The 15,505-nt window shown below is 72.9% G+C and carries 12 protein-coding genes; 6 read left to right on the top strand and 6 right to left on the bottom strand.

The genetic code is table 11. From position 1 onward, the window contains the following. Positions 1-201: 201 nt before the first annotated feature. From dnaE to AB0F71_RS21670, 3 genes are all read right to left on the bottom strand, one after another. Positions 202-3,789 (bottom strand): DNA polymerase III subunit alpha, encoded by a 3,588-nt coding sequence (gene dnaE / locus AB0F71_RS21680; RefSeq protein ID WP_360236890.1) that lies wholly within the window; start codon positions 3,787-3,789, stop codon positions 202-204. A gap of 219 nt (positions 3,790-4,008) precedes the next feature. After that, positions 4,009-4,698, bottom strand: a complete 690-nt coding sequence (locus tag AB0F71_RS21675) for a phosphonatase-like hydrolase (RefSeq protein WP_360236887.1) — start codon at positions 4,696-4,698, stop codon at positions 4,009-4,011. 5 nt (positions 4,699-4,703) lie between these two features. After that, positions 4,704-5,465: a GntR family transcriptional regulator gene (locus AB0F71_RS21670; protein ID WP_360236884.1), complete on the bottom strand. Its 762-nt coding sequence runs from the start codon at positions 5,463-5,465 to the stop codon at positions 4,704-4,706. Between the two features lie 163 nt (positions 5,466-5,628). Between AB0F71_RS21670 and AB0F71_RS21665 the strand changes: the two genes are divergently transcribed. After that, complete coding sequence (locus tag AB0F71_RS21665) at positions 5,629-6,828, top strand: TIGR03364 family FAD-dependent oxidoreductase (protein WP_360236881.1); 1,200 nt, start codon at positions 5,629-5,631, stop codon at positions 6,826-6,828. Between the two features lie 150 nt (positions 6,829-6,978). On the opposite strand, the gene AB0F71_RS21660 is transcribed toward AB0F71_RS21665, so the two are convergent. Next, a complete protein-coding gene (locus tag AB0F71_RS21660) occupies positions 6,979-7,746 on the bottom strand; it encodes a maleylpyruvate isomerase family mycothiol-dependent enzyme (protein WP_360236878.1) in 768 nt (255 codons plus the stop codon). A 284-nt stretch (positions 7,747-8,030) separates the two neighbouring features. Here AB0F71_RS21660 and AB0F71_RS21655 point away from each other — a divergent pair, with 284 nt between their 5' ends. Next, positions 8,031-10,247 (top strand): terpene synthase family protein, encoded by a 2,217-nt coding sequence (locus tag AB0F71_RS21655; RefSeq protein WP_360236875.1) that lies wholly within the window; start codon positions 8,031-8,033, stop codon positions 10,245-10,247. A 98-nt stretch (positions 10,248-10,345) separates the two neighbouring features. Here the strand turns inward: AB0F71_RS21655 and AB0F71_RS21650 are convergent, their stop codons facing one another. Together AB0F71_RS21650 and AB0F71_RS21645 are read right to left on the bottom strand one after the other, a co-directional pair. Continuing rightward, positions 10,346-10,720 carry a hypothetical protein gene (locus AB0F71_RS21650; RefSeq protein WP_360236872.1) on the bottom strand — a complete coding sequence of 125 codons (375 nt, stop codon included), beginning with the start codon at positions 10,718-10,720 and terminating at the stop codon, positions 10,346-10,348. Between the two features lie 72 nt (positions 10,721-10,792). Further along, positions 10,793-11,215, bottom strand: coding sequence for an SsgA family sporulation/cell division regulator (locus AB0F71_RS21645; protein WP_360236869.1), 423 nt, complete (start codon positions 11,213-11,215; stop codon positions 10,793-10,795). Between the two features lie 295 nt (positions 11,216-11,510). Between AB0F71_RS21645 and AB0F71_RS21640 the strand changes: the two genes are divergently transcribed. The 4 genes from AB0F71_RS21640 to AB0F71_RS21625 all read left to right on the top strand — a co-directional run bounded on the left by AB0F71_RS21640 (position 11,511) and on the right by AB0F71_RS21625 (position 15,451). Then, positions 11,511-11,957 carry a cupredoxin family copper-binding protein gene (locus AB0F71_RS21640; protein ID WP_360236866.1) on the top strand — a complete coding sequence of 149 codons (447 nt, stop codon included), beginning with the start codon at positions 11,511-11,513 and terminating at the stop codon, positions 11,955-11,957. A 6-nt stretch (positions 11,958-11,963) separates the two neighbouring features. Beyond that, positions 11,964-12,419 (top strand): hypothetical protein, encoded by a 456-nt coding sequence (locus tag AB0F71_RS21635; protein WP_360236863.1) that lies wholly within the window; start codon positions 11,964-11,966, stop codon positions 12,417-12,419. A 160-nt stretch (positions 12,420-12,579) separates the two neighbouring features. Further along, complete coding sequence (locus tag AB0F71_RS21630; protein ID WP_360236860.1) at positions 12,580-14,271, top strand: enoyl-CoA hydratase-related protein; 1,692 nt, start codon at positions 12,580-12,582, stop codon at positions 14,269-14,271. A gap of 133 nt (positions 14,272-14,404) precedes the next feature. After that, positions 14,405-15,451, top strand: a complete 1,047-nt coding sequence (locus AB0F71_RS21625) for a hydrogenase expression protein HypE (RefSeq protein ID WP_360236857.1) — start codon at positions 14,405-14,407, stop codon at positions 15,449-15,451. The last annotated feature ends 54 nt before the right edge of the window (positions 15,452-15,505 follow it).

Raw genomic sequence — 15,505 nt, 5'->3', positions numbered from 1 at the left:
TCCACTGCCCGCGCCATAATGATATCCGTTTTCATCTGGGGCTCGTGCGACCACGGGAATTCACGAAGCGCCCGCCCGAGCGGGGCGGGACCGAGCGGGGAGGGTCGGGGTGGGGCGGGCCAGGGCCGGCGTGGAGCGGGCCGGGGCCGGGCCGGGGCGCAGCAGCGCGCCGACCCGACCCCGGCCCGTCCGGCGGCGCCCCTACCGCCCGGCGGGCTGCTCCGCGGCGGCGCGTACGGCCGCGCCCGCCCAGGCGCGGTTGCCGAGCAGGGTCTTGACGTCCGAGGCGAGCCCGTTGTCGGGGTTCACCCGGAAGCCCAGCTCGTACAGGGTGTTCTTGTCCCAGTTGGTGGTGAGCAGCCGGATCGGGACGTCCCCGGGGTGCGCCTGGAGGGCGAGCTTGAGCTCGGCGACCACCTCGGGCGTGATCCGGGAGGCCGGGACGGTGATCTGGACCGGCGGCTTGGTGCCGAGCTCGGCGGAGGAGACGTCCAGGGTGGTGATCTCCTGGCCGAAGATGCTCAGCGAGCCGTCGCGCTCGTTGAGGCGGCCGCGGACCGAGATGACGTTGTCCTCGATCATCTGCTCGGCCATCAGGTTGTAGGTGGCCGGGAAGAACAGCACCTCCACCGAGCCGTCGCGGTCGGACAGGGTGATGATCGCCCAGGCGTTGCCCGCCTTGTTGATCCGCCGGTCCACGCCGGTGATCAGCCCGGAGAGCCGGACCTCGCCCTCGGAGCGGCCGGAGCCGAGGAGTTCGGCGATCGAGGTGTCGCGGTTCTGGGAGAGGATGTGCTCGGCGCCGTCCAGCGGGTGGCTGGAGACGTACAGGCCGAGCATCTCGCGCTCCAGGGCGAGGAGTTGGCGTCGGGGCCACTCGTTCTCGGTGAGCTGGAAGTCCAGCCCGATGGCGGGCGCGCCGTCACCGCCGTCCAGGGCGCCGAACAGGTCGTCCTGCCCGATGGCCTGCTGCTTCTTCACCCCGGTGACGGCGTCGATGGCGCTCTCGTGCACGCTGCTGAGCGAGAGCCGGGTGTGCCCGAGCGAGTCGAAGGCGCCGGCCTTGATCAGCGAGTCGATGGTGCGCTTGTTGCAGACCACCAGCTCGACCTTGTCCAGGAAGTCGGCGAAGGAGGTGTACTTGCCCTTCTCGTCGCGGGTCCCGACCAGGGACTCGATCACCGGCACGCCGACGTTGCGCACGGCCTTGAGGCCGAAGCGGACGTCGCTGCCGACGGCGGTGAAGTCGACCACCGACTCGTTGACGTCGGGGGAGAGGATCTTGATGCCCATCTGCCGGCACTCGGCCAGGTAGACGGCCATCTTGTCCTTGTCGTCGGCGACCGAGGTGAGCAGCGCCGCCATGTACTCGGCCGGGTAGTTGGCCTTGAGGTAGGCGGTCTGGTACGAGACCAGGCCGTACGCGGCGGAGTGCGATTTGTTGAACGCGTAGCCGGCGAACGGGACCAGGACGTCCCACACCGCCTGGATCGCCTCGTCGGAGTAGCCGCGCTCCTTGCAGCCCGCGTGGAAGGGCACGAACTCCTTCTCCAGCACCTCCTTCTTCTTCTTGCCCATCGCGCGGCGCAGCAGGTCTGCCTGTCCGAGCGAGTAGCCGGCCAGCACCTGGGCGGCTCGCTGCACTTGCTCCTGGTAGACGATCAGGCCGTAGGTGGGGCCGAGGACGTCCTTGAGCGGCTCCTCCAGCTCGGGGTGGATCGGGATGATCTCCTGCTGGGCGTTCTTGCGCAGCGCGTAGTTGGTGTGCGAGTTCATGCCCATCGGGCCGGGCCGGTACAGCGCGGAGACGGCGGAGATGTCGGCGAACTCGGTGGGCTTCATCAGCTTGAGCAGGGCGCGCATGGGGCCGCCGTCGAGCTGGAACACGCCCAGGGTGTCGCCGCGGGCGAGCAGCTGGTACGTGGTGGGGTCGTCGATCGGGATCTTCTCGATGTCGACGTCGATGCCCCGGTTGGCCTTCACGATTTTGATGCAGTGGTCGATGATGCCCAGGTTCCGCAGACCCAGGAAGTCCATCTTGATCAGGCCCATGGCTTCGCACGACGGGTAGTCGAAGCCGGTGATGATCACGCCGTCCTTGTCCCGCATGTGCAGCGGGATCAGGTCGAGCAGCGGAGTCGAGGAGAGGATGACGGCCGCGGCGTGCACGCCGGTGCCGCGGATCAGGCCCTCGATGCCGCGCCCGGTGTCGATGATCTTCTTGACGTCGGGCTCGTTCTGGTACAGCGCCCGGATCTCGGTGCCCTCGTTGTACCGGGGGTGCTTCTCGTCGAACAGGTCGGCCAGCGGCACGCCCTTGCCCATGACGTCCGGCGGCATCGCCTTGGTGATCCGGTCGCCCATCGCGAACGGGTAGCCGAGGATGCGGTTGGCGTCCTTCACGGCCGCCTTGGCCTTGATGGTGCCGAAGGTGTTCACCTGGGCCGTGTACGCGGCGCCGTACTTCTCGGTCACGTAGCGGACCATCTGGTCGCGCTGGCGGTCGTCGAAGTCGATGTCGACGTCCGGGGGGTTGATGCGCTCGGGGTTGAGGAAGCGCTCGAACAGCAGGTCGTGCTCCAGCGGGTCCAGCTGGGTGATGCCGGTGAGGTAGGCGACCATCGAGCCCGCCGCCGAGCCACGGCCGGGGCCGACCGGGATGCCGTTGTCCCGCCCGTACTGGCAGATGTCGGCGACCACGAGGAAGTAGGCGTCGAACCCCATCGGGGTGATGACGCCCATCTCCAGCTCGATCCGGTCCAGCACCTCCTGGCTCGGGCTGTCGCCGTACCGGTGCTTGAGCCCGATCTCGATCTTCTTGCGCAGGTAGGAGGCCTGGGTCTCGCCCTCGGGCACGTCGAACTGGGGCATCCGGTCGACGTAGGTGAAGACCTCCTCGTACGACTCGATCCGCTCGGCGATCGCGAGGGTGTTGTCGCAGGCCTCCGGCAGCTCGCGGAAGAGCTCGCGCATCTCCTCGGCGGTCTTGACGTAGTAGCCGGTGCCCTGGAACTTGAACCGGTTCGGGTCGTCCTTGTTCTTGCCCACGCCGACGCAGAGCAGGCTGTCGTGGGCGTCCGCCTGGTCGGCCGTCACGTAGTGGGAGTCGTTGGTGGCCAGCAGCGGGATGTTCAGGTCCTTGGCCAGGCGCAGCAGGTCCTCGCGGACGTCCTTCTCGATGTCGAGGCCGTGGTCCATCAGCTCCAGGAAGTAGTTCTCCTTGCCGAAGATGTCCTGGTAGGCGCCGGCCGCCTTGACCGCCTCGTCGTACTGGCCGAGCCGCAGCCTGGTCTGCACCTCGCCGGAGGGGCAGCCGGTGGTGGCGATGATGCCGGTGGCGTTGGCGGCGATCAGCTCGCGGTCCATCCGGGGCTTCATGTAGTAGCCCTCCATCGACGCGAGCGAGGAGAGCTTGAAGAGGTTCCGCAGGCCGGTGGCGTTCTGCGCCCACATGGTCATGTGGGTGTAGCGGCCGCCGCCGGAGACGTCCTTGCCGCCCTCGCCGTCGGCGCCGGTGGGGCGCTGGCCGCCGGGCGACCAGAACACCTGCTTCTTGAGGAAGCGGGAGGCCGGGGCGACGTACGCCTCGATGCCGATGATCGGCTTCACCCCGGTCTTGGCGGCGGCGTGGAAGAACTCGTACGCGCCGAACATGTTGCCGTGGTCGCTCATCGCGATGGCGGGCATGCCCTGTCTCTCCGCCTCGGCGAACAGCTTTCCGTTCTTCGCCGCCCCGTCCAGCATCGAGTACTCGGTGTGGACGTGCAGGTGCGCGAAGCTGTCGGACACGGCGCTTTGCTCCTCGGTGGACCGCGGGTACGGAAGCCGTCCACGTTAGCGCCTCGGCGCTGGGGGTGCGGCATTCCGGGGGGCGGGGGCGGCGGACCCTGACGAGATCCTCTCGCCGTCTTGACACCTGCTCCCGCCGCCGGGGCGCGATCCGGTGACGGGAGCAGCGGGAGCGCTGGGGCAGCGGGAGCGGCGGGAGCGCTGGGGCAGGCCGTGGGGTCAGGCCGTGGGGGAGGTCTCGGGCAGGGCGGGGATCTCGGTGACGCTCGCCAGCACGTGGGTGTGCGGGTGCCCGTCGAAGTCGGCCCGGGTGAGCTCCCCGGTCAGCACCCCGACGACCACGCCGGCCCCGGCGTTGCGGCCGGCCTCGACGTCGACCACGGTGTCCCCGGCGGTCAGCACCCGGCGGGTGTCGATCACCCCGGTCTTCTCCATCGCCCGGTGGATCATGTGCGGGGCCGGGCGGCCGCGCGGGACCTCGTCCGAGGTGACGACGGCGTCCAGGTTGCCGCCCTCGCCGGTGGACCAGCCGAGCGACTCCAGCAGCGGGTGGGCGACGTCGTCGCTGAACCCGGTGGTGAGCGCGACCTTGATGCCGCGGCGGCGCAGCTCGGCCAGGGCCTCCTCGACGCCCTCGATGGCCTGCGGGGGGTTGGCGCGGTAGGCCTCGCGCAGGAACTCCGCGAAGGCCGCGTAGCTCTCCTCGACCAGCTCCGGGGTGGGGGTGCCGCCGCCGATGCGGACCAGGGCGGCGATGGCCTCGCGCTTGTCGGTGCCCATCCAGGTCTGGAGGTCGGACTCGGCGACGGCCACCCCGTTGCGTTCGACGGCGGTGCGCAGCGCGCGGTACACGGCGCCGGACTCGTTGATGGTGGTACCGGCCATGTCCAGGGCGGCGAGCTCGATCACGGTGTTCAGTCCTCTTCGGTGCGGTAGCGGCCGATCACGGTCCGGCCTTCGACGGTGTTCTCGATGGTGAAGGTGGCCATCGCGGGCAGGTAGCGGTCGTCGGCGTACTCCAGCGGCACGCCCCGGCCGGAGGTGGTGAGCCGACGCACCCGCAGCAGCGGGTCCCCGATGGCGATCCGCAGGAGCTCGGCGTCGCGCGGCCCGGCGGCGACGGCGTCGATGGTGTGCCGGGCGTGGTGCAGGTCCACCTCGCGGCGCAGCAGCTCCTGGTAGACCGAGCCGGTGTCCGGGTCGAAGTCGAACAGGACCCGGCCGACCTCGTGGACGAAGGTGGAGCGTTCGAGCATGGCCGGAACGCCGTCCAGCAGCCGCAGGCGGACGAGTTCGACCACCGGCTCGCCCTCGGCGAGGCCGAGCCGGGCGGCCGCCTCCGGTGCGGCCCGGCGGCGGGCCACCTCCAGGGTGTGCTGCCCGGGCTCGCGGCCGATGCTGCGGGCCCACTGGGTGAAGGACAGGAAGGTGCCGAAGGGCTGGGAGGGCGTGGTGCGGTGGGCGACGGGCGGTTTGCCGCGTCCGCCGACCAGGCTGCCCGTGCTCCGCAGCATCGCCAGGGCCTGGCGGACCGGGCCGCGGGAGGTGCCGAACTCGGCGCAGAGCTGCGACTCGCTGGGCACCGGCTCGCCCTCCGGCCACTCGCCGGACTCGATGCGGCGCAGGAACTCCGCGCCGAGCCGTTGATGGAGAGGGAGCTCCTCACTTGTCTTCACAAGTCGACTATGACACCCCGGGCCGGAACTTCTCAAGGCCGGTCCACCTGCGGATTCTCCTGTTCATCCAAGTTGCCCCGAAGATCGTCCGGCGGGTGAACAGGGGGTGACTTGTACATACATCTCTTGACTCCGGCGCTCGCCGGCCGCTTGGCTGGGGCCCATGAGCAGCAGCACCGCATCCGCAACCACCTCCGCCGTCTCCCCCTCGCGCGACACCGCCGATGCGCCCGGCCGCAGCGACGTGGTGATCGTCGGCGCCGGCATCGTCGGCCTGGCCCACGCCTTCGAGGCGCTCGGCAACGGACTGTCCGTCACCGTGGTGGAGCGCGACCGGCAGCCGGTCGGTGCCTCGATCCGCAACTTCGGCCACTGCTGCATCACCGCCCAGGACGGCGAACTGCTCGGCCTGGCCCGGCGCTCCCGCTCCGGCTGGCTGCGCGCCGCCGCGGCGGCCGGCTTCTGGGCCGAGGAGGCCGGCGCGCTGGTGGTGGCCCGGTCGGAGACCGAGGCGGCCGTGCTGGCCGAGCTGCGGGCCGACCGCGGCGGGGACGCCGTCCAGTTGCGCACCACCGCGCAGACGGCCGAGGCGCTCGGCCGCGTGGACGGCGCGGCCGACGACCTGGTCGGCGGTGCGCTGCTCCCCGCCGACCTGCGGGTCAACCCGCGCGAGGCCGCGCCCGCGCTGGCCCGCTGGGTCGCCGAGCACCCGCGCGGCCGGGTGCTGTGGGGCACCGCCGTCACCGGCGTCGAGTCCGGCGCCGTGCACACCACCCGCGGCCCGGTGCAGGGCGACCGGATCCTGGTCTGTGTCGGCCACGACCTCGACTACCTGTTCCCCGACGTCGCCGAGGACCACGAGATCGAGCGCTGCCGCCTGAGTATGGCCCGGGCCGAGGCCCCGGCCGGGTTCCGCACCAACGCGGCGGTGCTGACCGCCACCTCGATGCTCCGCTACGACGCCTTCACCGCCCAGCCGTCGGCCGCGCCGCTGCGCGCGGAGGTGCTCGGCCACAGCGCGGAGCTGCTGGGGATCGGCGCCAATGTGATGTTCACCCGGCTGCCGGACGGCACCCTGCTGGTCGGCGACTCGCACCACTACGACGCCACCACCCCGCCGTTCGTCGAGGAGCGCACCTACGAGCTGCTGATCGCCGCCGTCGCCCGGGTGCTCGGCGTGCCGGACCTGCGGATCCTGGAGCGCTGGCAGGGCGTCTACGCCAGCAGTGCGCGCGGCCCGCTGCTGGTGCGCGACCTGGCCCCGGGCGTACGGGCGATCTCGGTCACCTCGGGCGTCGGGATGACCCTCTCCTTCGGCCTGGCGGCCGCGACCTTCGACGGCACCCTGGCCGCGACGGACTGAGCCCTCGTGCCCGGACCGCCGGGCGGGCGGGCGGGCGGACGGGAGGTCGGCCGACCGTGCCAGTGGCCCGCCGGTGGGGTGGAACGACAGCACCGGCCGAGCCCCGAGGGGCCCGGCCGGTGACGTGTCCGGACGAGTGCCCGGCGCGGCTCAGAACGCCGAGTGGGCGAACCAGTGCGCCAGCAGCTCCTCGTCCCCGGCGAGCTCGACCCCGGCGGCGGCGCGGTCCAGGCGCCCGTACAGGAGCAGCAGCAGCTCGGCGGCGCCCGCCCGGACGGTGGCGTCGGCGGCCGGGCCGGAGCCGTCGGGTGCGGAGTCCTCCAGGCCGAAGCCGTCGGGGCGCAGCCGGACGAGCCAGTCGCCCTCGCCGTCGGTGCGGGTGAAGCGGATGGTCCGGTTCTCGGCGCGCAGCTCGGCCGTCCCGGGGGCGAAGAGGGTGGCGAAGGGCAGGTTGGTCAGGAACTCGGCCACGCCGTCGGCGGCGAGGGCCGGGTCGATCTCCGGCTCCAGGCCGAGCGCGGTCTCGGCGTCGACGCGGTGGACCAGGGTCTCGAAGAGCATCCGGCGCACCCAGAACCGGGCGTGCTGGTCGGCGCCCCAGGCCCACATCGGCTCGTCGAGGTCGCCCTCGGCGAACGCGGCGGCGGACTCCCGGGCGGACTCGGCCAGCCAGGCCGGGTACTGCTCGACGCCCTCGGGCAGTCGCAGGTCGACATCCCGGCTGCGCGGCGGCTGCTGGATCCGCTGCCGGAGCAGGACGGTGAACCAGCGGTGCACGCTGCCGGTGTGGCGGACGAGGTCGGCGAGCGTCCAGCCGGGGCAGCCGGGCACCGGCAGGGCCGGGTCGGCGTCCTGGACGGCGGTGACGAAGCGGGCGGTCTCGGCGGTGACGGCGGCGCCGTGGTCCAGCGGGGTCATGAGGGCTGTCTCCAGTGCTTACGAGAGTGGGTGCGCGTGCTCGCGAGCGTGGCTGTGAGGTCTCGCGGCTCCCCGGGGCGGATCGCGCCCGATGGCTTGCACTCTCAATTTTTCATCAGCTGAAACAATCGGGACGACGCTAGGCCTGAAAGGTTGAGCTTGTCAAGTAAATCTGCGCAGTCGCCGCGGTTCGGGTGCCGAGGTCCGGGCGCCGGCGGTGACCGGGCCCGGCGGGGGTCGTTGAGCAGGGGGCCGGACGTCCCCGCGAGAAAGCGTGCAGCCACGTGCCCCAGCCCTTCGAACTCCCCGCCTTCTACGTGCCGTACCCCGCCCGCCTCAACCCCCGACTGGAGGAGGCGCGCGAGCACTCCCGGCAGTGGGCCCGGCGGATGGGCATGCTGGAGGGCTCGGGCATCTGGGAGCAGCGGGACCTCGACGCCCACGACTACCCGCTGCTGTGCGCCTACACCCACCCGGACTGCGACGGGCCCGAGCTCTCGCTGATCACCGACTGGTACGTGTGGGTGTTCTTCTTCGACGACCACTTCCTGGAGACCTTCAAGCGCACCCAGGACCGGGCGGGCGGCAAGGCGTACCTGGACCGGCTGCCCGCCTTCATGCCGCTGAACCTCCCCTTCTCGATGCCCGAGCCGCAGAACCCGGTCGAGGCGGGCCTCGCCGACCTCTGGCTGCGCACCGTCCCCGGCACCTCGCGGGAGTGGCGCGAACGCTTCGCGCTGAGCACCGGGCACCTGCTCGACGAGTCGATCTGGGAGCTGTCGAACATCGGCATCGGCCGGATCCCCAACCCGGTCGAGTACATCGAGATGCGCCGCAAGGTGGGCGGCGCGCCGTGGTCCGCCGGGCTGGTGGAGCACGCGGCGGGTGCCGAGGTCCCGGCGGCGGTCGCCGGCACCCGGCCGCTGCGGGTGCTCCGGGACGCCTTCTCGGACGCGGTGCACCTGCGCAACGACCTGTTCTCCTACCAGCGCGAGACCGAGGAGGAGGGCGAACTGAGCAACGGCGTCCTGGTGTTGGAGACCTTCCTCGGCATCACCACCCAGGAGGCGGCCGACCGGGTCAACGACCTGCTGACCTCCCGGCTCCAGCAGTTCGAGGACACCGCGCTGACCGAACTGCCCCCGCTGTTCGCCGATCACGGCCTCGGCCCGGAGGAGGCGGCCCGGGTGCTCGCGTACGTCAAGGGGCTGCAGGACTGGCAGTCGGGCGGGCACGAGTGGCACCTGCGGTCGAGCCGCTACATGAACGGCGGAGGCGTCAACAGTGCTGTCCCGAAGACGAGTTCGGGACTCCCACTGGGCGGCCTCGGCACCTCGGCGATGGACCTCAAGCGGCTGGGGGCCGCGACCGGCGCGCAGCGCGTACGGAACTTCTCCTTCGTCCCGCACCGGCGCACCGGGCCGTCCCTGGTGCCCGCACTCCGGTCCCCGGCCGAGGTACGGATCAGCCCGCACCTGGCGCAGGCCCGGCAGGGGTCGCTGGAGTGGGCCGAACGGATGGGCATGCTCGCCCCCGAACCGCGCGCCGGCGGCCGGCCGGTGTGGAGCGAACGGACCCTCACCCGCTCCGACTTCGGACTGCTGGGCGCCGTCACTCTGCCGGACCTCGGCGCCGAGCAGCTGGCCGCCGCCGTCAGCTTCATCACCTGGGGCTGCTACGGCGACGACTACTTCGACGCCGCCTACGGGCAGTCGCGCGACCTGGCCGGGGCCAAGGTGGCCGCCGCCCGCCTGCTGGCGCTCACCGCACCGGACCCGGCCGCACCCGTCGCCCCCGCGGACGCGCTGGAGCGCGGCCTTGCCGACCTCTGGTCCCAGCTCGCCGCGCAACTGCCGTCCGCCGCGCAGGACACCGTCCGGCGCGTCCTGACGGACCTGTTCGAGGGCTGGGTGACGGAGGTCGCCAACCTGGCCCACCACCGCATCCCCGACCCGGTCGACTTCCTCGAGGTGCGTCGGCAGACCGTCGGCGGGGAGTTCTTCACCATTGTCCCCGGCCTGCTGCGCGGCGCGGCGCTCCCGCCCGAGGTCCGGGCCAGCGGCACGATGCGGGCCGTGGAACTCGCGGTGATCGACCACTCCGCCCTGGTCAACGACCTGTACTCGTACCAGCGGGAGGTCGAGTTCGAGGGCGACTTCCACAACTCGGCCCTGGTCGCGGAGCACTTCTTCGACTGCGGCTACCGGGAGGCGGCGCACGTCGTCGCCGACCTCGTGGACGCCCGGCTGGACCAGTTCGAGCATCTGGTGGCCGCCGAACTGCCCGTCCTCTGCGAGGACTTCCGGCTCGGTGCGGCCGCCCGGGAGGCCGTCGACGAGCACGTCCGCCACCTGCGGGCCTTCCTGGCCGGCAACCTGGACTGGCACGGTCGCAGCGCCCGCTTCTCGGAGGCCGAACTGCGCCGCCACCACGGCCGCGAGCTCACGGGCCCGACCGGCCTCGGCACCTCCGCCACCCGGCTCCCGCTGCCGGCCCGCTGAGCCGGGGGCCGGGGTCTGGCGACCGGGGCCGGGGGCCGGGCGGCCTCCCCGGCCGGTAGCCGCCCCGGCCCCGGAACCGCACCGGGCGCCGGGCGCGGCTACCCGGCCGGCCCGGGGCGCACGGTGAGGCCGGGCCGGCGGCGGTGGACGGTGAGGTAGACCAGGCCGTCCTCACCCGCGCTGACCGCCCGCCGCGCGCCGTGCGGCAGCCAGGCGGTGCAGCCGGGGGAGAGCAGCTGCCGGCCGTTGGCTGTCTCCAGGTGGCCGCTGCCGTCGAGCACCTGGACCAGCACGTCGAGGTCCGGCTCCACATGGGCCGCGACCTCGGCGTTCGCCGGCAGGCGGACGATGTTGGCGTCGAGCTGGCGGCCCTCCTCCTGCAACCGCCACAGCGCCCCGCCGCGGTCGGCGGGAGCCAGGTGGAGCAGGGACTCCAGGTGGGTGAGCACACCTGGTCCGGGGTGGGACGTCAACGCGGCCTCCTGCGGGCGAGCGGCGGTGCGGGGATCGGCCCGTGGATTCTACGGAGGAGCACCGGGAGCCCCTCAGTCGGCGGCGAGCAGCCGGTCGACGGCCGCGTCGACGTCCAGGTGGTCGGACTCCGCCCCGGCGGGCACCAGCGCGAAGCAGTCCGAGAGGAACGCCGTGACGAGGTCCTCCGGCGCGCTCACCACGGCCCGGCCGACCGGCCCCAGGAGGGTGATCAGCACCTCGCCCACCGCCCCAGGGCGGATCCGCACGTCCCCGCTGCCGACCGGGCCGAGCCGGCCCTCGTTGAGCAGCTCGCGGCTGAAGTACCAACACACCCGGGCGGCGTCGCCGGTGCACCGGCACGGGGTCAGCGGGAACGCCAGGCAGGCCGCGTACGGGAGGCTCGCGTCGAAGCGGAGCTCGGCCTCGACCGGGACGTCGGGCGCCGGGCCGTCGGGGAAGGTGACGGGCACCGGGCGGACGGTGGACAACTGCATCGGTTCGGCCTCCTGCGATCGCGGCACGCCGGACCGGTGCGGCCCGCCGTACCCGGGGCGCCTACCCGGTGTGCCGACCGGCAGCGGGCGGGGGAGGAACCTCCACAATTCCCCCGCATCGCCGGGGCCTCGGGCGCCGGGCGCCGAGCGTCGGTGCGGGGCCGTCGCATTCACTCGCACGGATGAAACGGTGGGCTGTCCGGCGTCCTCGGCGTAGCCGCGACCGGCCCGTGGCGGCGGAGGCTGGGAAGCGCGCCGCTCCCGCCGCCGCACCCCTCCCGAACGGAGCCCGTCCGTGACCAGCCCCCGGCCCCTCCAGACAGCCGCCGCGCTGCTGCTCTCCGCCGCCCTCGCGGCCTGCTCCAGCTCCGGCACCCCGTCCAACGGCACCACCTCGAACGGTGCGCCCTCGAACGGCGCGCCGTCGGGCGCGGTCACCAGCCCCGCGCAGAGCGGCGCCGTCGCCAGCAGCCCCGCGCAGAGCAGCACCGGAGCCCTCCAGGTCGTCATCAAGAACTTCGCCTTCGCCCCCGCGGCCCTGACGGTGAAGGCCGGCCAGACCGTCACCGTGGTGAACCAGGACTCCACCGCCCACACCCTGACGGCCTCCGACAAGTCCTTCGACACCGGGACGATCCAGCCCGGCGCCAGCGCCACCTTCACCGCCCCGCAGCAGACCGGCGACCACCCGTACATCTGCACCATCCACCCGTTCATGCACGGCACCCTCACCGTCGGCTGACCCGCCGTGGCCCCCCGCACCCACGCCCGCCCCCGCGAGGGCCGGCGGCCCGCCGAACTCCTCCTGCGCCTGCTGGCCGTCGCCGGGCTCGCCGTGGACGCGGCCGTCCACGCCCGGCTCGCCGACCGGTACGACGCCATCGGCGACAGCATCAGCCAGGGCACGCTGTTCCGGGCCGAGGCCGCCGCCGCCAGCCTCGCCGCGCTGTTCCTGCTGCTTGGGCGCCGCCGCTCCGCCGTCCTCTTCGGCTGGCTGGTCGCCGCCTCCGGCCTCGGCGCCCTGCTGCTCTACCGCTACGTCGACGTCGGGACCCTCGGACCGCTGCCGAACATGTACGAGCCGATCTGGTTCGCCGACAAGACCCTGGCCGCCTGGGCCGAGGGCGTCGCCACGGCGGCGCTCACCGTCCTGCTGCTGCTCGGCTTCCGCCGCCGACGCCAGGGACCCGAGGAACCCGCCTGAGCGGAGGGACCGCTCGAACGGGTGCTCGCGGTGGGCGCGCCCGGACCGGGCCCCGCCGCTCGGGTGAACGGGCGGCGCGGCGGGGGTGACGGGCCCGGTGGCGGATGGGGCGGAGGCGATGATCGCCGGGTTCCCCGGGCCCTCACCGTCGGAGGCGGACATGCGGATCCTGCTCCTCGCCAGCGCGTTCAACAGCCTGAGCCAGCGGCTGCACGCCGAACTGCGCGACCGCGGTCACCGTGTCGATGTCCAACTGGCGGGTGATGACGAGGAGTTGCTGGCGACGGTGGCCCGGCTGCGACCGGAGCTGGTGCTCGCGCCGATGCTTCGCAGCGCGATCCCGCGCACGCTCTGGGCCGAGCTCACCTGCCTGGTCGTCCACCCCGGCCCGCCGGGCGACCGCGGCCCGTCCTCGCTGGACCGGGCGGTCCAGGAGGGCCGCACCGAATGGGGCGTCACGGTGCTCCAGGCCGAGGCGGAGATGGACGCCGGACCGGTCTGGGCCTGGGCGCCCTGCCGCTTGCCGGAGCGCGGCAAGAGCGACCTCTACCGCAACGAGGTCTCCGACGCGGCCGTCACGGCCGCGCTGCTCGCCGTGGAGCGCTTCGCCTCCGGCACGTACACCCCGCAGCCGCAGTACGGCCCCGGCTGGCACGGGACGGTGTGCACCCGGCCGTCGCTGCGCCAGGAGGAGCGCCGGATCGACTGGACGGCCGACCCCACCGAGGAGGTGCTGCGCCGGCTCCGCGCCGCGGACTCCCGGCCCGGAGTGCTGGACGTGCTGTGCGGCGCCGAGTGGTACCTGCACGGCGGCCACCGGGAGCCGCTGCTGCGCGGACGCCCGGGCGAGCTGCTCGCCACCCGGGCCGGCGCGGTGTGCCGGGCCACCCCGGACGGCGCAGTGTGGCTCCCCGAACTGCGCCGCCGCCGCACGCCGGGCGGGCCCGCGACGGTCAAGCTCCCGGCGGTGATCGCGCTCGGCGCCCTGCTGCCGCCCCTGCCGGAGCACCCGGCACCGCTGACGGCGGACGAGGGCGAGCACCCGGGCTGGTCGGACCTGGGCTACCGCGAGGACGGCCCGGTGGGCTTCCTGCGGTTCTCCTTCCCCGGCGGGGCGATGTCCGCGGAGCACTGCCGCCGGCTCCTGGCCGCGTACCGCTTCGCGCTCGGCCGCCCGACCTCGGTGCTGGTGCTCGGCGGCGGCCGGGACTTCTTCTCCAACGGCATCCACCTCAACGTGATCGAGGCCGCGCCGGACCCGGCCGCCGAGTCCTGGGCGAACATCACCGCGATGGACGACCTGGTCGCCGAGGTGCTCACCACCACCGACCGGCTGGTGGTCGCCGCCGTCGGCGGGAACGCCGCAGCCGGCGGGGTGATGCTGGCGCTGGCCGCCGACGAGGTGTGGTGCCGGGTCGGATCGGTGCTCAACCCGCACTACCGGCTGATGGGGCTGCACGGCTCGGAGTACTGGACGTACACCCTGCCGCGCCGGGTGGGCGCGGCGCAGGCGGAGCGGCTGACCGAGCGGGCCCTGCCGGTGTCCGCGGCGGCCGCCGAGCGGATCGGCCTGGTCGACCGGGTGCTCGACGCCGGGCCGGAGGAGTTCGAGGCGCACGCGGCCCGGCTGGCGGGGCTGTTGGCCGCCTCGCCGTCCGTCCACCGGCGGATCGCCGCGAAGAAGGCGGCGCGCGAGGCCGATGAGCGGGCGAAGCCGCTGGAGGCGTACCGGGCGGAGGAGCTCGCGGTGATGCGCCGGCAGTTCTTCACACCTGAATCGCCGTACCACGCGCTGCGGTCCGCGTTCGTGCGCAAGCAGCCCGTGCCTGCCGGGCTCCGCGCCGAGCCGTGACCCGAACGGCCCGCTCGGCTTGCGCGCTCCGGGCGGTCCCGCCGGGTCGGTGGACCGGCGAAAGGCCCGAAGCGTTGCTATGACTGGGTCCGAGCCATTTTCGTCCGGCTCCCATCCCCGAGGAGGCATCCTCATGGGTGCTGCAACAACCGACACCGACGTGGTGCACATTCTCTGGATCAACGCCGGCCTCAGCTGCGACGGGGACTCCGTCTCGCTGACCGCCGCGATGCAGCCGAGCATCGAGGAGATCGTCACCGGCGCGCTGCCCGGTCTGCCGAAGATCGCGGTGCACTGGCCGCTGATCGACTTCGAGTGCGGACCGGTCCAGGGCGCCGACAACTTCGTCGAGTGGTTCTTCAAGGCCGACCGCGGCGAGCTCGAACCCTTCGTGCTGGTCGTCGAGGGGTCGATCCCCAACGAGAAGATCAAGAAGGAGGGCTACTGGTGCGGCTTCGGCGACGACCCCGCCACCGGCCAGCCCATCACCACCAGTGAGTGGCTGGACCGGCTCGCCTCCAAGGCGACCGCCGTGGTGGCGATCGGGACCTGCGCCACGTACGGCGGCATCCACGCGATGGCCGGCAACCCGACCGGCGCGATGGGCGTGCCGGACTACCTCGGCTGGGACTGGAAGTCCAAGGCCGGGCTGCCGATCGTCTGCGTGCCGGGCTGCCCGATCCAGCCCGACAACTTCGCCGAGACGCTCACCTACCTGCTGTACCAACTGGCGGGCTCGGCGCCGATGATCCCGCTGGACGACAAGCTGCGGCCCGCCTGGCTGTTCGGCGCCACCGTGCACGAGGGCTGCGACCGCGGCGGGTACTACGAGCAGGGCCAGTTCGCCACCGACTACGGCACCCCCGAGTGCCTGGTGCGGCTGGGCTGCTGGGGACCCGTCGTCAAGTGCAACGTCGCCAAGCGCGGCTGGATCAACGGCGTCGGCGGCTGTCCGAACGTGGGCGGCATCTGCATCGCCTGCACCATGCCGGGCTTCCCCGACAAGTTCATGCCCTTCATGGACCCGCCGCCCGGCTCGCACATCTCGACCGGTGCCAGCGCCGCGTACGGCTCGCTGATCCGCCGGCTGCGCGCGATCACCCAGAAGACCGTCGACAAGGAACCGAAGTGGCGCCGCACCGGGCGCCAGCTGACCACGGGCTACCGCCCGCCCTGGTGACCGGTGAGGGCCGCACACCTCCCGGTGTGCGGCCCGCGTCGGCCACCGCCCGGC

The organism is Kitasatospora sp. NPDC028055 (assembly GCF_040637885.1).
GTDB lineage: Bacteria > Actinomycetota > Actinomycetes > Streptomycetales > Streptomycetaceae > Kitasatospora.
This window is presented reverse-complemented; position numbering and strand designations above follow the sequence as displayed.